Here is a 20,883-nt window from a genome sequence, read left to right on the forward strand (position 1 = left end):
TGTGTCCATGTGCTACGACGGGGGGTGCGGCGTGGAAGTATTCACATATGACTTTCGATAATGATGTTGCCAATGTTCCAACGCCACAGGATGCTCCCGTTGAAACTGAGGCCACTGCCCGAAATTGGGATCACATCGGCGCCATCATTCTCGATGCCGCCTTGCAGCGGCGGCAGAACTATCACGCAACGGTCCGGCCCCGCGTTCTTACCCTGATCGAGGCATGGCCGGACGCTGCCACCACCAGCGGATTCAGGGCACACCTCGATGGCGGGACACTCTCCGAGGTTATCGACTGGCCATCACCCGGCCGGCTGGCACAAGTAGATGACATGACGGCCGTACTGGAGAGCCAAAGAATTGAGACTGTCGCCGAACTCCGCGCAGCCTTTGACGACGACGCCAAAGGCGCGGACCTCCGCGAGGCCATGGGAGCCGTGATGCATGTCAGCCCCAAAACCCTCGACTATATCGAGGCACTCAGCCAAGAACCAGCGAACGCAGTCGAAGAATAGAACCGGCGTACTTCAAACGGTCGACGGTGACCCGGAGGTAGTCGGTGGCGCTACCCACCCCAACGCCGGACCTAACTTCTCAGCAATGTCCGTCAGGATCTGCACGTAATCCTCGTGCTCAAAACTGAATGGCAACGCAAACGCCACCTCGTCTACTTCCCGGAAGCCGGCGTGCGCGTAAAGCTGCTCCGCGATCTCGGCAGACGTGCCGATCAGATCGGCTGCGAACATCATGCCCCGTGGGCCCTGAGGCGTCAGGGTTCGCGGGGTTCTTTCGTCAACGTACCGCTGGTACTTCTCGCGCTGTTCCGGGGATGCAGAATCGGTAAGAATGACCACCAGGCCTTGTGATACTCGAGCGCCGGAATGCCCAGCATCGGCCGCAGCCTTCCGGAACGCCCGGACCTGCGATTGCTGCACCAGAGCAAAGTCAGGTTCCTGATCAGGGCTGGGGAAGATCACGCTACTGGAGAGCAAATTGAACCCGTTGGCCCCAGCCCATACGGCGGACTTCAAACTGCCAGCCCCGTACCAAAGCCGCTCACGCAAACCTGCGGAGTGCGGCTCAACCCGGCGCGAAAACTCCTCCACTACACCTTGTTTGCCGGAGAATTCGCGGACCGGTTCTCCGGCGACCAACCGCGCAAAGCGTTCAACCCGGGCGTAACTGAAATCTTCGACGTCGGCGGTGTCCGGGTAGAGCTCATGCTTAAGGGTGTCGAACTGCATCGGCTCCCCCACACTCACCCCGGGATTGATCCGGCCGCCGGACAGCACGTCCACAGTGGCCAAATCCTCTGCGAGCCGCAGCGGGTTCTCCCAACCCAAAGGCGTCACCGCGGTGCCCAGCTCGATGCGGGAGGTCCGCTGACTCGCCGCAGCCATCACAGCCACAGGGGACGAGATCCCAAATTGCAGGTGCCGGTGACGCAACCATGCGCTGTCGAAGCCAAGCTTCTCGCCCAGTTCAATAATCTGCAAGGTCGATTCGTGCCCAGCCGCCGGGTCCGCCGGATCAAACAACCCGATGGTCAGGAATCCAAGCTTGTGTAGCGGTTGGGATTTTTCAGGCATGGGATTCCTTCTCTCAAAAACTGCTGTCACTATTGAGACTAAGCCAAATTACAACCACTGCTCCCACACGGCCAGCTCAAGTCGCGCCACCCCCGCGTACGGATCCCCGGCTAAAGCGTCACCCGCGGAAAGGTCGACGACGGCACTTACTTCGCCGCCGTCGTCGAACCTTCCGAAGAAATCAGCCCAAGACATTAGGCACGAACCGTCTCAACCACATCAGCCGAACGGACCGGGGTGGCCAAGCCCAGGTTCTCGCGCAACGTGGACCCCGCATACTCGGTGGGGTACACGCCGCGCTCCTGCAGCTCCGGGACCAGGTGGTTCACGATGTCGTCCAATCCGCTGGGCACCAGCCACGGTGAAATGTTGAACCCATCCACCGCCCCCACGCGAGCGAACTCCGCCAGCTGGTCAGCAATCTCCGAGTACGAACCGGTGAAGGTCGAATCAATCCGAGCTGTCCGGGACGAAACAAACTCCCGAATGCTCAGGTTCTTATCCTTCGCCTCTGCCCGCCACTGATCAGCCAGCTGCCGCGCCTTAGCACCATGGAAACCGCTACCGCGAGTCTCCGAGGTCTCCTCAACCACAGGGTCAATGTCCGGCAACGGACCATCCGGATCGTAGCTAGACAATTCCCGGCCCCAGAACTGCTCGAGGTACGCAATGGCTTGCTGCGGGCCAATCTGCAAACTCCGCACCCATGCCTTCTTCTCGGCAGCTTCAGCAGACGTCGGCGCCAAAATGAACTCGCTCGCCGGCATGATCTGCAGCGCGTTCGCCCCACGGCCAGCCTTAAGAGAGCGCTCCACCAGGTCCTCACGGAATTTCACCGCTGCCTCAAACTTGGGGTGCGCGGAGAAGATCACGTCCGCTTGGCGGGCAGCAAAGTCGCGGCCTTCCGGGGAATCACCTGCCTGGAACAGCACCGGTCGGTACTGGGCGCTGCGCGGCAAACGTGGCGTGACGTCCACCGTGTAATGCTGGCCTTCGTGCAGTACTCGCCGGGCCGGGCCGTCAGCGGTCTCCCACGAATCCCAGATCCGCTTAGCCGTCTCAACGAACGCCTCGGCATGCTTGTACCTGTCAGCGTGATTCAGGTACCCGCCGCGCCGGAAATTGGCACCAGTCCACGCGTTGTCAGTTGTCACAATGTTCCAGGCCGCACGCCCACCAGAGATCAGATCAAGCGACGCCAAACGGTGCGCCAAGTCGGCGGGATCGTTGTAGGTGGTGTTCTGTGTGGCCACCAAACCAATGTTCTTGGTGACTCCTGCGAGCGCCGCAAGAGCGGTCTGCGCATCCGGACGGCCCACCACATCGAGGGCGTGCGGACGGCCCAAGTGCTCACGTAAACGCAGACCCTCACCCAAAAAGAATGCTGCAAATAGACCGCGCTCGGCGGTCTGAGCGATTCGTCGGAAGGATTCAAAGTCGGTTTGGGACCCTGATTCTTCAGCCTTCCAAATGGTCCCGGAGTTCACGCCTTGGAAGAAAACACCAAACTGGATTTTTCCGGACGGAACAAAAGTTCCGGCGTCGTTCTGGCTGTGCTGTGTCATGGTTTTCCCTTACTTTCCAGCGCCAGCGGGCGCGGCGGCGGATAAAGCAGATGCGTAGCGGTTCACTGGGCGTTCAAGGCCCAGCACCTCACGAAAGGTCCCGTCCTGAATGACGTCCCGCAGTGCGCCGCGGCGCCGAAGTTCGGGCAGAACTAGGAGGCTCAGCTCCTGAAGATCAACAAAAAGATCCAGCGGGTGCAGGCGAACCCCGTCAGCAGCTGTCAACAGCTCTGCGAGGAAATCAGTCAGTTCGGCAGGCGAGCCAACAAACCGAGCCCGGCCAGATCTAGTACCGGCCACGCGCTCCGCGGCCGCTTGACCGCGCGAGTCCAGTACAACGTCCAACTCCGCAACTACGGCAACCGCGTCACCGTTAGCACCGGCGAGCCGCGCTTTGACGTCCCGCACCTCACCAACCAACAACTCCGGCGTGGGTGCTGTCACCAGCACGGCATCCACAGACTCCACAGGAATCGAGCCCTCGCCCACCAAGTCTGCCGCTGCCAGCACGGGCAATTGACCCTGGAGCGGGCGGGGAATGATGGACGGACCCTTGACCGCATACGCGTCACCGGCAAACTTGTCACCAGTCTCAAAGTCCGCATAGTGCAGTTTGTCCACGTCGATGTAACGCCCGGTGGCCACGTCACGGATCACAGCGTCGTCTTCCCAGGAATCCCACAACCGCCGGGATACCTCCACCGACGCTGCAGCTTCCTGTCCCAGCGCTGCACCGGTCACCGCGGAACGCCCGACGGCGGCAGCCGCCTCAGCTGATTCGGCGGCCGTCACAATCCACCCGGCCCGGCCACGGGAGACATAGTCCAGGCTGGCCAACTGGGTGGAGATGTGAAACGGCTCCGTATATACAGTGTCCACTTCGGGGATCACGGCGATGTTGCGGGTCACCGGACCCGCAAACGCGGCACGAAGCAAAGCGTTAGCCCGTCCCGGTGCCGGGGCGTCGGTGAAGGTGGCGGCGTGGAAGCCGGCCTGCTCTGCGGCGAGCACCGCGCGGGTGAGCTGGGCGCTGTCCCAGCCCGCGCCGTCGAGCTCTATGGCAAGAAATCCTGGCTTGTTCTTAGCGGTACTCACTTCTGTTCCTGACGTTCGTAGGGAATCTTTTCGCCTGCTTCAATGGCAACGGGCAAACGGTTTTCGGCCGGCGGTAGCGGGCACGTGGCAAGATCCGTATAGGCGCAGGGCAAGTTCACCGCCCGGTTGAAGTCCAGCAACACCGTGCCGTCCGCAGCGGGGGTCACTGACAAGGAGCGGTTGGCCGCATAGGTGGTTTTGCCGGAGGTGGCATCGGTGAAGAGCACCAAAAGTGCTCCGGCTTCGTGGCCGTTGAAGGCTGTCAGTGCCAGTTCTTGGCCGTCCAGTTCAAAGTGGATGTGTCCCGGCGCCTCATAAACGTGGTGAATGCCTTCGACGGCGGCACCCACCGTGGTGGGGCGCGGCGTCTGATACGGGACGAACTTTGCCGGGATGGCGAACGCTTCGTTGGGCGCGTAGGCGGGTGTTCCTTGGTAATGCTGAAGGAGCTCATTCTCCGGATGCCGCGGGCGCAGCACGTACTCACCGCCCCGCTTTGCCAGCTCAAGCACGCTCTCGCCGGAGGTCAGGTTGATGCCGTCACGTTCGGGAATCGGCCCAAACGTGACGCTTGTGCCGGCACCTTGGTTGAGTTCCTTGCCGTCCTGCAACAGGCTTTCGCCGGGTTCTAAAATCACCCGGACGGCATCATCCTGAACGCTCCACACCCCGGGAGCACCCTCCAGAACTGCAGGCGAGTCGCCTAACCAGTGCAGGTGAGTTACGGCCAGGAAACCATAGGGGTGGGTTCGGTTCTGTTCGTGCGCTGCGTGCCAGTGGTTCCATTCGGCAGCGAAGGAGGTGGTGGTTTCAGTCTCAACGGCGGTCATGATGCCTTCCCTGAAGCGGTTGCGGTGGCTGCGGCCTGGGTGGCTGCGAAGTTCTCTTGTGTGATGGTTTTGGATTCCGGCACTGCTTCTTCACTCAGGCCCCAACGCTGGAGAACCTTGGCGTAGGAGCCGTCTTTGATGGCCGAGTTGATGGCGTCGGTGATCACCGGGGCCAGCCCATTGCCGCGCAAGGTGGTGGCTGCAACAAGGGTTTCGGACGGCCAGCCGGCGTTGATTTTGCCCACCACTTTCAAGTCCTGCCGGGTGTTTTGCCGGTAAGTGACAGACGGGTAGGGAGCAATGTTCAGGTCTGTCCGGCCGGAGGACAGCGCCAGGATCGTGTCTGCGTCGGAGGAGTAGTACTGCAGTGTTGCAGGCGCTTTGCCCTTCGCTTCTAGCTCCTTGTTCCAGGCCAGCAGGATCTTCTCCTGGTTAGTACCGGAGCCCACTGAGACCTTCAGCCCAGAGATGTCTTCAGCGCTCTTGATGGTGTAGTTTGACGACTTTTTGGCCTCAAACCCCATAAACGCTGCACGGTAGCTAGAGAAGTCGAACAGCTTCACCCGGTCCTTGTTCACACCGACATTGGAGAACACTGCTTCGAAGTCGCCAGATTGGGTTTTCAGCGGCCAGTTCTCCCAGGACGTGACCTGCACATCCAGTTCCAAGCCCAGTTTGTCCGCCACCAGCTGCGCGAGGTCCACCTCAACACCAATGGGTGTTTTGTCATCCGTGGCGTGGAAGGACAGCGGGATGGAACCGGCGGTGGTGGCAACTGTCAGTTTGCCGTCCTTGCCGATCTTCTCCGGAACTTTGGCTGCGAGCGCTGTGTCCTTTTCCTCGCGGATGCGCTTCTGGTCGGGCGAAGTGTTGTACACAATGCCGTTGCTGGCTGCGGTGGCGGTAGAACCGCCGGCGCCGTTTCCGGCGGCCGCAGCGCCAGGGTCAGAGCAGCCAGTGAGCGCGGCGGTGCCAAGAAGTACGACGGCGGGCAGTAGCGTGAGTGCGCGGGTGCGGTTGAGAGCCATAAGAATTCCTTAGATGTTGAATGCCGGTTCGAGCACCTTGGAGAGAAAACTCCTGGTGCGTGGTTCTTGGGGATTACCGAAAATTTGTTGGGGAGTGCCCTGCTCCACGATCTGGCCTTGGTCCATAAACACCACGGTGTCCGCCACATCCTTGGCGAACCCCATTTCGTGGGTGACGATGATGAGTGTGGTTCCGGAGGTGGCGAGTTCCCGGATCACGTCCAGCACCTCGTTGACCAGTTCGGGATCCAGCGCTGAAGTGGGCTCATCAAACAGCAAGATTTTGGGATCGAGGGCCAGCGCCCGGGCTATTGCCACACGTTGTTGTTGCCCGCCGGAGAGTTGGCGGGGGTAGGCGTTTGCGCGATCTTTTAGTCCCACTCGGTCCAAGAGTTCCAGGCCACGGCGGCGCGCTTCTTCTTTGCTCCGGCGTGCCTTCCCGGGCTGACGTGCCACGACGGGTGCTTCGGCCACGTTTTCCAGTGCGGTCAGGTGCGGGAACAGATTGAAGTTCTGAAACACCATGCCGATTTCGGTGCGCTGCTTCAGAATGTCCTTCTCGCGCAGTTCGTGGAGCTTGTCCCCACGAATTTGGTAGCCGACTAGCTCGCCGTCGATGGTGATGTGACCGCCGTCGACCTTTTCTAGGTGATTGATGGTCCGCAAAAGTGTGGACTTCCCGGAACCCGAGGGCCCTACAATCACCGCAACACCGCCTGGTTCAACCGTCAGACTGACGCCTTTGAGTACTTCGGTGGTTCCGAACGATTTCCGGACCCCGTTGATCTGGACCAGACCGAGCGTTTTGGTGGGTGTTGAAGAAAGAGTTGTTGTGCTCATCAGAGGTTCCTCCGGGAGGGTACTGCCGCGTGGGTGGCGAAGAACTTTTTGGCCTTTTGCAGGGGTGTGAGAGGCAGGTTGCGCACCGCACCCTTGGAGTAGTGGCGCTCAATGTAGTACTGGAAAACGCTCAGCACGGAGGTGATCACGATGTACCAGAGGGTGGCCACAAGAAGCAGCGGCAGCACTTGTTGGGTGCGGTTGTATATCACCTGAACCGTGTAGAACAGCTCCGAATACGCCAGGACGTACACAATCGAGGTGCCCTTGACCAGGCCAATAACCTCATTGAAGGCGGTGGGCAGGATGGCCCGCATGGCTTGCGGCAGCACAATCCGGGTGGAACGGCGCCAGGCCGGGATTCCCAAAGCGGCTGCTGCTTCCAGCTGACCGTGATCCACGGAGAGAATGCCGCCGCGGATGATCTCCGCCGAATACGCGGCCTGGTTTAGAGTCAGCCCCAAAACTGCTGCTGCAAATTGGCTAATCAACGTGGTGGTTTGCATTTCAAAGAAGCGCACATCGGTAAACGGAATGCCCAGGCTGATCTTCTCGTACAGGTACCCGAGGTTGTACCAGAGGAGCATCTGCACCAGCAGCGGTGTGGACCGGAAAATCCAGGAGAACGTCCAAGACACCGTCAGTAGCAAGGGTGAAGCGGAGAGCCGCATCAGTGCCAGGACAAAACCGAGCACAAAGCCCAGCACCCCGGAGATCACGGTAAGTTTGAGGGTCTCGAGTAAACCGTTGATGACTGACTGGGCCGTAAACCATTGGGCCACCACGCCCCACTCCCAGCGGGGGTTTGTTGCCAGCGACCATGCCACAGCCAAGACACCAAGTGCCACAACCGCGGTACCCACCCAACGCCAAGGATGCTTTGCAGCCACCACACGGTAGGCGGAGTAGTCGGTGTCTACGCGGATGGAACCAGAGGAGTTGGGTTGCTCTGGTACGTGGCCGGGGCCAGTATTCGGCGCCGCTGGTGTGGGCTTGGCCGCCGCGGTCTTAACTGCTGCACTCATCAGCCACCTCGTTTCTGTAGTGCTGTCAATATCGGGTTGGCTGCAAACATAGGACCGTTTTCAAGTGGCCAGCAAGGGTCTCTGTTGCATGAGGTCACGGGGCTTCGCGGGGCGTCACATGACCATTTGTTGCCCTTTCTGACGCCTCATGACGTGCAGTTAAGCGCAGTGACTATTTGCTGTACGGGCGCCGTTTTCGGTGCCTAGCATGGGCACTTCAGCGGCTCTTCAGCCGCCGGTTCACTTTCTGGCACCACCGGCGCCAGGCCCACCCCAAGGAGCGTGTATGCCTGAGAAGATTCCGGCGATCGTTTTTATTGGTGGTGGTCCGCGCACGGCGGGAGTTCTTGAACGGATCGCCGTGAACCGGGCCGAACTCGGGGCTGGCCCCCCACGGATCCATGTGGTGGAGCCTTATGTCCCCGGCTCGGGCAGGATTTGGCGTTACAACCAAGACCCAGGCTTACTGCTGAACTCCATGGCTGCGGACATCACCATGTTCACTGACGATTCGGTGGAGTGCGCCGGACCGGTTAACCCTGGCCCCGGCCTGCTTGAGTGGGCCGCCGGTGTTCTGGACGCTTCCATCATTGACGTCCCGGATTTCACGTCCGATCTTTGGAAACAATTGCGTCAACTCACCGGCACCAGCTTCCCGTCGCGACAGTTGCAAAGCCAATACCTTGAATGGTTTTTTCGGCGTACGGCCCGGTCGCTAGATGGCGCCGTCACCATCCACCGGACCACAGCCCTCAAGATCACGGGGTCTGAGTAGTAATGGAACAGGATTGCGCGTTTAGCCCTCGACCGGGCAAGTCCCCATGGTCTGTAAGTCTTTACCCGGTTGCTCTGTGAGCGGCTGGCAGTCTGGTGCTGTGACCTGGCTGGGGTGTGACTCGCCCATGGTATTGCCTCCGCACGGAGCTTTCCGGAGTGCGCTTGCTTGGATATGTCCGCCCTGGCCGGGTCCGGCATCGGTTCTGTCTACAGCGCTGGCCTGATTAGAAGCATGCCCACCCACGCAGCGGGTGTGGCCCATTACAGACCTGCCACGCCGTAACCCACCGACGCGCTTCCATTCCCGGAACTCAGGAGGAAAAAGATGATTGTGGCAGAGCACTTCTGCTTCGTCGTAGGCATTGATACGCACGCAAAAACTCACACACTAGCCATCGTCGACACCGCAACTGGTGGAGAAATAGCGAACGAAACATTCCCTGCCAACGCAACCGGAGGCAATCGCGCCCTGTCCTGGATTCTGCGCCGCACCGAAGCTTCTCCTGAGCAGGTCCTGCTCTCCATGGAGGGAACAGGGTCGTACGGCGCGAAACTTCGGCAACAAGCCTCCGACGCCGGCTTCCAGGTCACTGAAGCTCCTGTCCCCAACCAACGGTTGGGCAGGTATCAGGGTAAGTCCGATTCCATTGATGCCACCCGGGCAGCACGAGCTATTCTCAGCATCCCTATGGACCGGCTCCGGGAACCCCGGTCCGGGCAGAACCACATGGCACTACGGATCCTCTCCAACGCACGCCGCACCATGGCACGGGAACGCACCGCAGCCATCAACGCTCTCACTGCTCTCCTGCGCGTCGTAGACCTCGACATGGATGCCCGGAAACCGTTGACCGTCACCCAGATCCAGACCATCGCAGGATGGCGGGAAAGGGACGAAGAATTCGGAGTCCAAACCTGCCGCCGCGAAGCCACACGCCTTGCGAAACAGATCCTGACCTTGCAGGAGCAAATGGCCAAAAACCACAAAGAACTCGAGACCCTTGTGCAGCAAGTTCAGCCGGCTCTTCTGAATGTCTACGGCATTGGTCCGGTGCTGGCTGCAATCATCCTCACAGCTTGGTCACACACTGGGAGGGTGCGCTCCGAGGCCGCATTCGCTGCCTTGGCCGGTACCTGCCCCGTCCCAGCATCCTCCGGCAGCAACACCAGATTCCGCCTGAACCGCGGCGGCGACCGTCAACTCAACAAAGCCATCTACACCATCGCTCTCATCAGAATGAATAGGGACCAGGCCACCAGAGACTACGTCGCCAAACGGATAAGCCAGGGCAGAACCAAAAAGGAAATCATCCGAAGCCTCAAGCGCTACATAACCCGCCAGATCTTTAGACACCTCAACAGCAAAGGTTCCGTGAACGGAAACCTTGGAGTAGTACCCGCCACTGGCTAATCCGACGACGTGGTTTTTAACAAGGCGCGCTGCCGCGGCAGTGGTTTGGTTGCTTCCAAGCCGTCGCCGGGTCTGATCGAGGATAGCGCTTGCTCCAGGCTCGCGGAATCATCAGGGTCTCGGGCACGCCCTGCTGACTGAAGCGCCAGTCCTCCGCCTCAAAACAACGCCGAATCTGCTCGGGATCGTTCTGGCCGCGGGTCAGCATCCCCTCAGCGTGCATGCGCGCGGTCTACACGAAGACGTTGATGTTCAGAGGTGCCGGCAGTGCGGGTTGCGAGGTGCGCGACTTGCACGATGACCAGCGGGGTTCGCCGGACGTCACTGGCCTCATAATCGGCGCGTTGACCTGCCCAGTTCCGCATACACCTTTTTGGGAACAGGAAAAAGTCAAGCACAATTCATGGAAAAAATGACGAAACATACAAGCTTCATTACGTCCCATCGGACAAAAAGTTGATTCATAAAATCGATCGTCTATCGTTGGTCCTAGGCCTGAAGGCGGTTCTGGCCCGGCTCCGTTCCATAGCCCACTGGGAGCATGAACGGATGCCTAACCACATCTTAATTTTGGGGGATTCATGAAAACTCTTGTCGATTCATTGAATATCGATGGTCTTAAAACAACTGGATTTGTTCACACTAATCTTGCAGCCGTTTCATCCGACGCGCTTGATGGAGACTGGCAAGACTTTGCCTCGAGCTGGTCCAACCTGCGGCCCGATACTTATATGGCAGATGGTGGAAAATACCGCTTTCGGCGGTACTCGGAGTTTTCGGTTGAGGGGACGACAGGGGCGTCGGAATTGCTCCCCCACGTGCCCTACAAGCAGGAAAAATCGGTCAATCACCTCAATGGCGGCATCGACCGGATGTATGAACCCTTTGAGGACAGTGTTGTTGAAAGTTCCAGTCTTTCGTCCGTTTTCCGGACCGTCTCCCACTATCTGGAGGCAGTGCGTCCGGGGCGCACTTGGAAGGCCCAGTGCTTCCAGAACCGTATCCTGACCAGCCAAGATGAAGTTGGGCAGCCGGCACCTGAAGGTGTGCACCGCGATGGAGTTGACTACGTTCTGACCCTGTTCGTGGACCGGGTCGGCGCGGATGGCGGCGAGAGCAGCGCCTATCTCGCGTCGGACCGCAGCAAGCTGGCCTCCACCCAGCTCAGCGAACCGGGTGAGTATCTTTTCGTGGACGACCACAAGCTGCTGCACGACGTGACTGGTCTATCTCTCAAGCCTGGTCACGACCAGGGACACCGCGATGTTCTCATCGCGATGTTCACCGATACTTCAGCGTAAGGAAGCACCGAAATTGTCGCAGCTAATTCGTTCCTTCGGTCAGCTCGAAAACGCAATTCTTGACCGCACTGACCCGGTGGTGACACTGTTCAGCGGCGGCCTGGACAGCACCTATCTGCTGTACCGCCTTCAAAAACTGGGGATGCAGAACATTCACGCAGTTTCCATCGATGTTGGTGATGTTGAATCGCACACAGGAAAACGCGAAATCGCCACTCACCTCGGCGCGACGTTCCATTCTGTCGACGCCAGGAACGAATTCATCAGCCACCACGTGGCCCCCGCCATTAGGGCTCATGCGGTGTACCTAGGGACACATCCAATTAGCTCGTCTCTGTCCCGGCCTCTGCTCGCAAAAGTCGCCGTGGAGCTTGCGGAGAAAACAGGTGCACGCATGCTTCTGCATACGGCGAACCGCTCGCAAAACTCCTTGCGGCGGTTGAACGGGTCGATCAGCGCCCTGAAATTCACCGGCCGCTACGGAAGTCCGTACGACCTCGAACCGGTCGATCGCTCAACGAAAATCGAACACCTTGCTGCTGCTGGCTTGACCAGTATGGCGCAGCGCGTCGTCAGCGGAGACTCTAATCTGTGGTGCCGGGAATACGAATCCGGATTCTTGGACGACCCGGAAAACCACGCAATGGAACAGGACCTGTACCAGTGGACGGCCAACACCGGCAGCTACCCCGAAGAACTGATGAGCATCGGCTTCGCGAACGGACTCCCCGTGAACGTGGACGGCCGTGCTTTGGAGCTGGCTGCGATTATTGAGGAGCTCAATCACCGCGTTGGAAAATTCGGCTATGGACGCTATAGCGGGCTGGAGCATCTCGACCGCGGTGAAAAGGTACTCGAGGTACGTGAGATGCCGGCGGCCTGGATCCTCCTGAGAACTTTGCGGCATCTGGAAACGGCTTGCCTCAGTGAACGGCTGATCCGGGAAAAAATGGATATAGAACAGACCTGGGTGACGGAAGCTGTGGAAGGGCGCTGGTTTGGCGGACTAAGGTCCGCGGCCCAGGCTTTCATTGAGTCCTCGACCAGCCGGGTTACCGGCACTGTCACTTGGGCTATGAACCAACGTTCAGTGGATACAGTAAGCATTCACGCGCCGGACGCCCTGTACCTTCGTGACCGCGAAGCCTGGGAAGCGGAATCCGTGAATAACGAAAAGGAAGGCTACGCTATGCGTTCTGATGGACTGGTCCTGGCCGGGCTGAACAGTGTCTGATCCAACTTCTCTCCGGTCCGCGGCCAAGCGGGCCTCGGTTGTCGATGCTTTGCTGCTTGCCGTCGCTGTGGCTTGGGGCTCGACTTACTGGGTTGCCAAGGAACTGGTCAGTCAGGACACCGTGCTGGCGGTTCTTGGCGTCAGGATGACGCTGACCGCCGCCGCGCTGGGCCTGATTCTCGTCTTGATGCGCAAGCGGCTACAGAAGACGGAGGCAGCGATCGGCTGTATCCTCGGCCTGTTGCTGTCCACCGTCTTTACGTTCGAAACCTTCGGCATTGCCGCAACCAGCGCGACCAACGCCGGGCTCATCATCAGCCTCACCATCGTGATGACCCCAGTACTGGAAACGTTGGTCGGAAAGCGGAAGCTCAGCCGGCTGTTTTACCTGGCCGCGGTGATCGCGGTTGCTGGGGTCTACTTCCTCGCTACGGGCGGTGCCGCAGCATCCTTCGGGTTCGGCGATCTGCTAATCCTGCTGGCCGCAGTGGCACGTGCGGTCCATGTGACGGGGATGCACAGGCTCTCGGCAGGACGCAGCATTGATTCGCTAAATCTGACCTTCGTCCAGATGGCCACCTGCGCACTGGTGTTCCTCATCCTGTCCAGCCTCTGGGGCATGCCGGTTCCGGCCTATACAGGAGGCATGGACTGGTCCGCGGCACTCCAGATGGCGTATCTGGTGATCGTATGCACCGTTTTCCCGTTCTTTATTCAAATGTGGGCGGTTCGCAAGACCTCCCCGACTAGAGTGAGTCTCTTGCTTGGAACTGAACCGGTTTGGGCAGCAATCATCGGCGTTACGCTGGCAGGCGACGTCCTAGGCCCAATCGGAATCTTCGGTGTTGTGCTTGTGCTTGCTGGAACAATGTGGGGGCAGCGCCTGGAACTCAAGGCTCCGCCTACTGCCTCCGTTGCCTCCCGTGAACCTGAAGAGATCCGCACCCCGACGGCATAGTTAATACAACCCCCAGGGGACAACTGAATGAGTAGAGAAGCAGCCCGACGGACTCTCACCGGAGGGCTGCTTCTCTACTGGTACCGCAGCACAGAACACCGCCAACAACTCGTTCAGGCCGGCCAGCAGGCAATGGACCACGCACGGGAACTTAACCGGAACAAGCCATCACCGAGCCTCCTTCGCTGTCCGAGTTCCCGGGGCGGAGCCCCGTTATCGCATCCAGCGTCACTACATAACTTCACCGCCGGGTTGACGGATCATAGAAGCATCCACGCCTCATGCGTCCGTCTCTCCCATTTGTCTTGGGATGGGTTTTTTAGCCGGGACATAGCCGGCCCCTAACTAGTATCATGGTGATACTGTTTTGATGCTAGTATCAAAACAGTTCCGAAATTATACTGTTGCAGTATCGTCACGTGACTAAAACCAGATCGCCTTGATATCAGGGCAGTAGCATTCAATCTCTTGGAGAGGAAGACATGCCAGTAATCCTTGTCGCTTGCCAGAAAGGCGGGACAGGCAAAACAACGACAACAGTCAATGTCGCAGCCGAACTTGCCCGCTTGGGCCACGATGTCCTGATTGCAGACTGCGATAAAAGCACCGAGTCATCCTCCACATGGGCGCAAGACCGCGCCCAAGACGACTCACTCCCCCGCGTCCACGCCATCCAAAAGACCGGGAATGTTCGCGAGGCCCTGAAGGACCTCGCTGCCCGGTACGACTACGTAATCGTTGACGCCCCCGGCCATGACAGCCAGGAAATGCGCACAGCCATGACCGTGGCAGACCTGATGGTCATTCCTACCCGACCGTCCCAGTTCGATCTGGACACCCTACCCGGCTTGGCCGGACTGATCGAAGTCGCTCGGGATCTGAACCCCAAACTCAAAGCATTCGTCCTCCTGACACAAGTCCCCACGGACTCGAACGCCACGGAACAGGATGAAGCAAAGGAGTACCTAAGGGATTACCCACAGCTCCCACTCATTGATGCTGCGCTGAAGATCAGGAAGGCCTACCGCGACAGCATCCCGACAGGCCGAGGGGTCATCGAGCTGGGGAATGCTAAGGCAAAAGCAGAAGTTCAGGTACTGGTAAAGGAGATCCAAGGATGGCTATAAAGAAGCGCGCCGCACAATCGACGTCCCCCGCGACGGCTGACGAGGACGTCATAGCGAAGAAGGCCGAGGAATTCGGTCGTGGTGGCTACGCGCCGGAGGTGCAGGCGCCTTCCCTGGACCCGAATGCGCCTGTTGGCCCGCAGGGCATCCTGTTCCGGTTCAACGACTACCAGAAGCAGCTGCTCAAAGAAGAGGCTGAAGCCGATAGGCGCAGCCAGCAAAAGCTCCTTGAATCGATCATCTGGCCCGAGCTGGAACGACGACGCGCAGCCCGAACCCGGAAATAGACGGTATCGCGGTGGTATCAAAACAGTCGCAATCCAGTAGCGCAGTAGTCGCATAACGTCCACGGGTAACAAGGGGTGGCTTGTGAAAAAGTGAAATATCCGACGCTAAGGTTTTGCCGGGCGTCGTAGTGGCCTGTATTTGCCGGGTTTGATGTGGTTGGCGTGCGGCCAGGTGTAGTCGCCGGTGAGGTTGATGTGTTCCCAGCCCAGGGGTGAGAGGAACCGCAGGAGGTCCGGGTCAATATCACCGCCGTTGCTGGCCAGGGTGGAGACGGTGCGGTCAAGGTAGACCGTGTTCCAGAGAACGATGGCTGCGGTGAGAAGGTTCAGTCCGCTGGCACGGTAGCGCTGCTGCTCGAAGGAGCGGTCGCGGATTTCGCCGAGCCGGTTGAAGAACACGGCCCGGGCGAGGGTGTTCCGGGCCTCGCCCTTGTTCAGGCCGGCGGTGACCTTGCGGCGCAGGCCGGGATCTTGGAGCCAGTCCAGCAGGAACAGCGTCCGTTCGAGTCTGCCCAGTTCCCGTAGGGCGAGGGCGAGTCCGTTCTGGCGGGGGTAGGCGCCAAGTTTGCGCATCATGAGGGACGCAGTCACGGTGCCGGTTTTGATGGACGTTGCAAGGCGTAGGATCTCGTCCCAGTGCAAGGCGATCGTTGTCGTGTTGATCGTTCCGCCGATCAGCGGCGCCAAGCCAGAGAGTCCCGGATCGTTCGTGGGTGTGTAAAGGCGGGTGTCGCCGATATTGCGGATCCGTGGCGCAAACCGGTAGCCGAGCAGGTGCATGAGGGCGAAGAGATGGTCGGTGAATCCAGCCGTGTCGGTGTAGTGCTCCTGGATCGCCAGGTCGGACTCATGGTAGAGCAGCCCGTCCAGGACATAGGTCGCGTCGCGGTCCCCGACGTTGATGAGTTGGCTGTGGAAGGGCGAGTACTGGTCCGAGACGTGCGTATAGACGAGCCGGCCCGGCTCGGCACCGTATTTGGGGTTCACATGCCCGGTGGATTCGGCTTTGCTGCCGGCCCGGAAACGCTGCCCGTCAGAGGACGAGGTGGTCCCGTCGCCCCATTGCGCGGCGAAGGGGTGACCGTGCTGGGTGTTCACCAGTTCCGCCAGCGCGGCGCTGTAGGTTTCATCCCGGATGTACGCCGCCTGGTGGCGGTCCAGCTGGGCGTAGGTGACGCCGGTGCAAGACTCTGCCATCTTGGTCAGTCCCAGGTTGATTCCGTCCGCGAGGATCGCGGTGAGCAGGAGCTGCCTGTCCTTGGAAGGTTGGCCGGATTTAAGGCTGGTGAAGTGGCGGGTGAATCCGGTCCATGTATCCACTTCCATCAGCAGGTCGGTGATGCGGATCCGCGGGAACATGGCACTGGCCTGGTCGATCAGTGGTTGGGCGTGCGCGGGGACGATCGTCTCGAGCGGGGTGATTTTCACGCCCTTGTCCGTGACCAGTACCCCGGGCAGTTCGTCGCGGGACGCAAGCCTGTTGACCTGGTGCAGCTGTTCGCTGAGCAGGGCCAGGCGGTCCTGGAGATAGTGTTCGCCGCCGTCTGTCGTGATCAGAGGCAGCTTCCCGGCAGTTTTCATGACCGTGTAGTCGGGACGGGCAAGAAGGTAGTCGTCGAAGTCGCGGAATTGGCGTGATCCGGTGACCCACATGTCTCCGGAACGCAGCGCATTCTTCAGTTCCGTGAGGGCGCAGAACTCGTAAAAGCCCCGGTGGAAGCCGTCGTCGGTGAAGACCAGCGGTTTCCATCGGGGCCTGATGAAAGAGACCGGTGCATCGTCCGGGATCCTTCGGGCGCCGGTGGTGTTCAGGGCGCGGAGGACGTTGATCGCGGCCAGGAGGTCTTGTGCTGCGGGGGCTGCATGGAGGTCAAGGACGGCAAGGAACGCCGGGGTGTAGCGGCGCAGCGTGGTGAAGTGTGCGCTGACGAGGGCCAGGTGATCTTCGAAGGCCGGCCTGGTCATTTCCTTGGCCTGAGCGATGCTTTCGGCCAGGGATTCCCAGCCGATAGCTGTTTCGATCGCGGCGAAGGGATCTTCACCGTTTTCCTTTGCCGCGAAGAGGGCATCACCGAGCCGTGAGTGCATACGCATCATGGCTGTGACGGTGGAGCGGGACGCCAGCGTGTGCTGGTTTTGTTTGTTCTGCGCGGTCCGGATAAGCCGGCCAATGATGCGATCGTGCAGATCGATAATTTCGTCGGTGACCGTTGCCATGCTTTCCACTGCCATGGCAAAGAGGGTCGCGTACCGGCGTGCGGGTTCGAACTTGGACAGATCGGCCGCGGTCATGGAGGCACCCTCACGGGCAAGCTTCAGCAACCTGTTCCGGTGAACCAGCCGGCTCGCTGGCCACGGGAGATCAAGGGCACGCCAGGTAGTGAGCCGGTCGATGTGCTCGTTCATCGCGCGTGCGTTGGCGCGCAGGGGTGCCTGCCGCAGCCAGCCGATTTCGGTCGATGAACTCTCAGGGCGACGGAGAAGCAGCCCGTCCAGTCGTTTGCAGTGGTCCACGGACAGCTGCTCACACACGGTGGCGTAAATGTTCCGGTTCGCCTTGGTCAGGGCCTGGGCGCAGGCCCGTTCAATGACGCTGACGCCAGGCAGAGCGATCTTCTTTGCATGGAGGAAGTCTCGCGCGCTTTCAACCAGGAGCAGGCCCATGTCTGTTTGGGCAGCCACGCCGGCAACGTGCTCCACGAGCTGGCGGAAATCCGCGATGCCAAACGAAGACATCCCCAGATACGCGCGGATCTCTCTTCCGTGTTCTTGCCGCGTTTCCTCGCGTTCCCCGTAGTCTGTCCATGCATCGGCGGGGACGACCAAGCGGGAGGCCAGCCAAGAAAGCAGTTCAGGCGGGACCTCGGTGTCTTCGGCCAGCGCGATCCCTGGGTGACGCAGCAGAGCCAGCTGGGCGGCGAAGCCCAGCCTGTTCGTGTCTCCGCGACGCTGGCGGATCAACGACATATCAGCATCACTGAGCGTGTAGTGGGCTGCAAGGTCCTCTGCTCGTGTGGGTATTGCCACGATCTGGCTACGCTCTGCAGGTGTGAGTAAAGAGCGCAGAGCCACGTCAGAAGTCCTTATCTACTAAACGGCCGGGCCTCACAGGCATGCCGTCGTTCTGCTGTGGCGCGCAAGGCCCGTCGTTCATGGTTTGGCGAGGTGCCGGTAGATTGTGGGCCGGGTGACGCCGAACTCCTGGGCGATGTGCTCGACCGTGTGGGCCCGCTTCCCGTCGGGGCCCTTCTCTTCATACATTTCCCGGGCCAGCCTGACCTGGCGCGGGCCGAGCTTGGGTTTCTGGCCGCCGGTCCGGCCGCGAGCACGGGCAGCGGCGAGGCCGTCGCGGGTTCGTTCGGACATCAGGGCGTGTTCGAACTCGGCGATCGAGCCGAGGATCTGGAAAAACATCCGGCCGATGGCGGTGGAGGTGTCGATGCCCTGGTCCAGGACGACCAGGTCCACGCCGCGCACCTGCAGCGTGTTGGAGAGCTCGATAAGGTTCTCCAACGACCGGCCGAGCCGGTCGAGTTTGGTGACGACAAGCTGATCACCCGCCCGGTTGGTCGAGAGCAGCGCTTTGTCGAGTTCGGGTCTGCGGGCGAGTTTTCCGGAGGCCGTATCAATGAAGATCTGCTCGCAGTCGGCCGCTGTCAGGGCGTCGTGCTGGGCTTCGGGGTGCTGGTCATGGGTTGAAACCCGCCCGTATCCGATTCGCATTCCCAAAACGTATCAGTAACCCGGATGGGCGTTACATAGGAGAGTACACGCGAAGCATTACAAATGAGGCCCCGTACTTCCGCGCCTCTTCGAACTCCACTTGGAGTGTCTTGCGAACGATCGTTACCGTTACGGCTGTGTTCTGTAAGTACCTCCGCTTCCGGAAGTTGCGGGGCAAGTCGGGGCATGAGGATGGCATCGTCATCAAGAGAGACCTGAAGATGCTGACGCGCTTGGCCGAGGTGGAGCGAAATGCTCGTTCACGGGGGAGCGTGTCTATGCCAGCGCCTGCACGATGAATGTCCTAAGTGCCAATGGTGTTGCCCGTTTTTCAGGACAGGCTCAGGATCCCGGCGGCGAGCTCAGGGGCCTTGCCTCGTGATTCTCCTCGCCGGGCTGAAACCGCCGGGACTATCTCATTAACGGTGTATCCGGCGGTTTCCTTTAGTAGTTTTCAGCTGCCGGGAATCGGTCGCTGAAGGTGATGGCGAAGGCGTTCAAAGCGGGCTTCCAACGCACGGCCCATCGGGTCCTGCCGGCACCGGTCGGATCGAGGGATCTGGTGACGAGATACAGGCACTTTAGCGCGGCCTGCTCGGTTGGGAAATGACCGCGTGCCTTCACGGCCCGCCGGTACCGGGCGTTGAGCGATTCGATGGCGTTGGTCGAGCAGATCACGCGCCGGATTTCCACGTCGTAGTCCAGGAACGGGATGAACTCTTCCCACGCGTTCTCCCAGAGCCGGACGATCGCCCCGTATTTCCTGCCCCACCGCTCCGTGAGCTCCTCGAGTGCCGTCCGGGCGGCCGCGGCGTTCGGGGCTGTGTAGATGGGCTTCACATCGCGTTTGAGCGCGTCCCAGTCCTTTTTCGAGGCCAGTCGGAAGGTGTTGCGGATCAGGTGGATGATGCAGGTCTGCACCGTCGTCAGCGGCCAGACATTGCCCACCACTTCCGGCAGGCCCTTGAGTCCGTCGCAGACCAGGAAGAAGCTGTCTTTCACACCACGGTTCTTGATGTCAGTGAGAACGCTCATCCAGAACTTCGCGCCCTCGCCGCCGGTCCCGGCCCACAGGCCCAGAATGTCCTTCTCCCCGTCCAGGGTGACGCCAATGGCGGCGTAGATCGGCCGGTTGGCGACCTGACCATCGCGGATCTTGACCACAATGGCGTCGATGAAGATCGCCGCGTAGACCTCATCAAGCGGCCGGTTCTGCCACTCGTTCATCTCCTCGAGGACCCTGTCCGTGATCCGCGAGATGGTCTCCTTGGAAACGGAAGCCCCGTAGATCTCGGCGAAGTGCGCACTGATCTCGCCTGTTGTCAGGCCCTTCGCGTACAGCGAGAGGACCATCTCGTCCACCCCATTCAGCCGGCGCTGGCGCTTCCGGACAATGACCGGCTCAAACGTGCCCGCCCGGTCCCGCGGAACGTCGATGCCCACCGGCCCGGTGGTCTCCGTCAGCACAGTCTTGGACCGGGTCCCGTTGCGGGCATTGCCCGTCTCTTTCCCGGCCGCGTCGTGCTTCTCATAACCGAGGTGCTCCGTGAGCTCCTCATCCAACGCGGTCTCTATGACCGTCTTGGTCAGCTGTTTGAGCAGCCCGTCCGGACCAGTCAGAGACAATCCCTGTTCACGGGCCATCCTCACCAGCTCACGGGCGGCCTCAGCCTCCGAATCTTCCTTCGGTTTCCCAGTGGTGTCCGCAGTCTTCACGGCATCCAGTGTCACCGGCATATCCAGCTCATTCCTGCCAAGCAGACCGCCTGGCGTGTCGAGCCGGATACACCGTTAATTCCACAGTCCCGGCTAGGGGTCTGTCAATTATTCGGTGTAACTGGGGTTGTCTTCTCTAGCTCCTGCCGGCGGACAGGCGGCCGTCAAAGGTGATCTCGGAGGCGTTGAGAGTGGCCTTCCAGCGGTTGCTCCAGCGTTTCCGGCCCTTGCCGGTGGGGTCCAGGCTCATGATAGCCAGGTAGACGCACTTCAACGCGGACTGCTCGGTCGGGAAGTGGCCGCTGCACGATGACTGTCCTAAGTGCCAATGGTGTTGCCCGTTTTTCAGGACAGGCTCAGGATCCCGGCGGCGAGCT

General features: G+C 60.2%; 19 protein-coding genes and 2 pseudogenes. 8 read left to right on the top strand and 13 right to left on the bottom strand.

The genetic code is table 11. The features are described 5' to 3' along the window. Positions 1-47 precede the first annotated feature (47 nt). Positions 48-515 (top strand): hypothetical protein, encoded by a 468-nt coding sequence (locus ACQQCD_RS08400; RefSeq protein WP_430267939.1) that lies wholly within the window; start codon positions 48-50, stop codon positions 513-515. Between the two features lie 12 nt (positions 516-527). Here ACQQCD_RS08400 and ACQQCD_RS08405 read toward each other — a convergent pair whose 3' ends face one another. From ACQQCD_RS08405 to ACQQCD_RS08440, 8 genes are read right to left on the bottom strand one after another with little or no spacing between them, the layout of a single operon-like run. Next, positions 528-1,589 carry an LLM class flavin-dependent oxidoreductase gene (locus tag ACQQCD_RS08405; RefSeq protein ID WP_430267940.1) on the bottom strand — a complete coding sequence of 354 codons (1,062 nt, stop codon included), beginning with the start codon at positions 1,587-1,589 and terminating at the stop codon, positions 528-530. Positions 1,590-1,637: 48 nt separating this feature from the next. Beyond that, on the bottom strand, positions 1,638-1,784 hold the full coding sequence (locus ACQQCD_RS08410; RefSeq protein ID WP_430267941.1) for a hypothetical protein: 147 nt from the start codon (positions 1,782-1,784) through the stop codon (positions 1,638-1,640). Continuing rightward, the gene (locus ACQQCD_RS08415; RefSeq protein ID WP_430267942.1) at positions 1,784-3,154 is read right to left on the bottom strand and encodes an NtaA/DmoA family FMN-dependent monooxygenase; all 1,371 of its coding nucleotides are present in this window, start codon (positions 3,152-3,154) and stop codon (positions 1,784-1,786) included. Before ACQQCD_RS08415 ends, ACQQCD_RS08410 begins: the two co-directional genes overlap by 1 nt. A gap of 9 nt (positions 3,155-3,163) precedes the next feature. After that, positions 3,164-4,249 carry an LLM class flavin-dependent oxidoreductase gene (locus ACQQCD_RS08420; protein ID WP_430267943.1) on the bottom strand — a complete coding sequence of 362 codons (1,086 nt, stop codon included), beginning with the start codon at positions 4,247-4,249 and terminating at the stop codon, positions 3,164-3,166. Continuing rightward, positions 4,246-5,079, bottom strand: a complete 834-nt coding sequence (locus ACQQCD_RS08425; RefSeq protein ID WP_430267944.1) for a DUF1684 domain-containing protein — start codon at positions 5,077-5,079, stop codon at positions 4,246-4,248. Before ACQQCD_RS08425 ends, ACQQCD_RS08420 begins: the two co-directional genes overlap by 4 nt. Further along, positions 5,076-6,107 carry an ABC transporter substrate-binding protein gene (locus tag ACQQCD_RS08430; RefSeq protein ID WP_430267945.1) on the bottom strand — a complete coding sequence of 344 codons (1,032 nt, stop codon included), beginning with the start codon at positions 6,105-6,107 and terminating at the stop codon, positions 5,076-5,078. Before ACQQCD_RS08430 ends, ACQQCD_RS08425 begins: the two co-directional genes overlap by 4 nt. A 9-nt stretch (positions 6,108-6,116) precedes the next feature. Then, on the bottom strand, positions 6,117-6,947 hold the full coding sequence (locus ACQQCD_RS08435) for an amino acid ABC transporter ATP-binding protein (RefSeq protein WP_430267946.1): 831 nt from the start codon (positions 6,945-6,947) through the stop codon (positions 6,117-6,119). Then, on the bottom strand, positions 6,947-7,972 hold the full coding sequence (locus ACQQCD_RS08440; RefSeq protein ID WP_430267947.1) for an amino acid ABC transporter permease: 1,026 nt from the start codon (positions 7,970-7,972) through the stop codon (positions 6,947-6,949). The genes ACQQCD_RS08435 and ACQQCD_RS08440 overlap by 1 nt, the downstream gene beginning before the upstream one ends. Before the next feature lie 286 nt (positions 7,973-8,258). Between ACQQCD_RS08440 and ACQQCD_RS08445 the strand changes: the two are divergent. Together ACQQCD_RS08445 and ACQQCD_RS08450 are read left to right on the top strand one after the other, a co-directional pair. Then, positions 8,259-8,735: pseudogene (locus ACQQCD_RS08445) on the top strand (FAD/NAD(P)-binding protein); the annotation flags it as partial. Between the two features lie 339 nt (positions 8,736-9,074). Continuing rightward, complete coding sequence (locus tag ACQQCD_RS08450; protein ID WP_430267948.1) at positions 9,075-10,160, top strand: IS110 family transposase; 1,086 nt, start codon at positions 9,075-9,077, stop codon at positions 10,158-10,160. Between the two features lie 212 nt (positions 10,161-10,372). Here ACQQCD_RS08450 and ACQQCD_RS08455 read toward each other — a convergent pair whose 3' ends face one another. After that, entirely contained in the window at positions 10,373-10,525 is a 153-nt protein-coding gene (locus ACQQCD_RS08455; protein WP_430267949.1) for a hypothetical protein, read from the bottom strand. A gap of 216 nt (positions 10,526-10,741) precedes the next feature. Between ACQQCD_RS08455 and ACQQCD_RS08460 the strand changes: the two genes are divergently transcribed. The 5 genes from ACQQCD_RS08460 to ACQQCD_RS08480 all read left to right on the top strand — a co-directional run bounded on the left by ACQQCD_RS08460 (position 10,742) and on the right by ACQQCD_RS08480 (position 15,067). Beyond that, positions 10,742-11,461: a 2OG-Fe dioxygenase family protein gene (locus tag ACQQCD_RS08460; protein ID WP_430267950.1), complete on the top strand. Its 720-nt coding sequence runs from the start codon at positions 10,742-10,744 to the stop codon at positions 11,459-11,461. Between the two features lie 13 nt (positions 11,462-11,474). Continuing rightward, positions 11,475-12,695, top strand: coding sequence for an argininosuccinate synthase-related protein (locus ACQQCD_RS08465; RefSeq protein WP_430267951.1), 1,221 nt, complete (start codon positions 11,475-11,477; stop codon positions 12,693-12,695). Continuing rightward, a complete protein-coding gene (locus tag ACQQCD_RS08470; protein WP_430267952.1) occupies positions 12,688-13,653 on the top strand; it encodes a DMT family transporter in 966 nt (321 codons plus the stop codon). The genes ACQQCD_RS08465 and ACQQCD_RS08470 overlap by 8 nt, the downstream gene beginning before the upstream one ends. Before the next feature lie 482 nt (positions 13,654-14,135). Then, on the top strand, positions 14,136-14,780 hold the full coding sequence (locus ACQQCD_RS08475; RefSeq protein WP_430267953.1) for an AAA family ATPase: 645 nt from the start codon (positions 14,136-14,138) through the stop codon (positions 14,778-14,780). After that, a complete protein-coding gene (locus tag ACQQCD_RS08480) occupies positions 14,771-15,067 on the top strand; it encodes a hypothetical protein (RefSeq protein ID WP_430267954.1) in 297 nt (98 codons plus the stop codon). Before ACQQCD_RS08475 ends, ACQQCD_RS08480 begins: the two co-directional genes overlap by 10 nt. 105 nt (positions 15,068-15,172) lie before the next feature. On the opposite strand, the gene ACQQCD_RS08485 is transcribed toward ACQQCD_RS08480, so the two are convergent. From ACQQCD_RS08485 to ACQQCD_RS08500, 4 genes and pseudogenes are all read right to left on the bottom strand, one after another. Continuing rightward, positions 15,173-18,139 carry a Tn3 family transposase gene (locus ACQQCD_RS08485; protein WP_430267955.1) on the bottom strand — a complete coding sequence of 989 codons (2,967 nt, stop codon included), beginning with the start codon at positions 18,137-18,139 and terminating at the stop codon, positions 15,173-15,175. Between the two features lie 78 nt (positions 18,140-18,217). Then, positions 18,218-18,790: a recombinase family protein gene (locus tag ACQQCD_RS08490; protein ID WP_430267956.1), complete on the bottom strand. Its 573-nt coding sequence runs from the start codon at positions 18,788-18,790 to the stop codon at positions 18,218-18,220. 444 nt (positions 18,791-19,234) lie between these two features. Next, positions 19,235-20,527, bottom strand: coding sequence for an IS256 family transposase (locus tag ACQQCD_RS08495; RefSeq protein WP_400160669.1), 1,293 nt, complete (start codon positions 20,525-20,527; stop codon positions 19,235-19,237). Between the two features lie 115 nt (positions 20,528-20,642). Next, a pseudogene (locus ACQQCD_RS08500) lies at positions 20,643-20,883 on the bottom strand (hypothetical protein); the annotation flags it as partial.

It is taken from the genome of Pseudarthrobacter sp. J1763 (assembly GCF_050490295.1).
Taxonomy (GTDB): domain Bacteria; phylum Actinomycetota; class Actinomycetes; order Actinomycetales; family Micrococcaceae; genus JBNPEO01.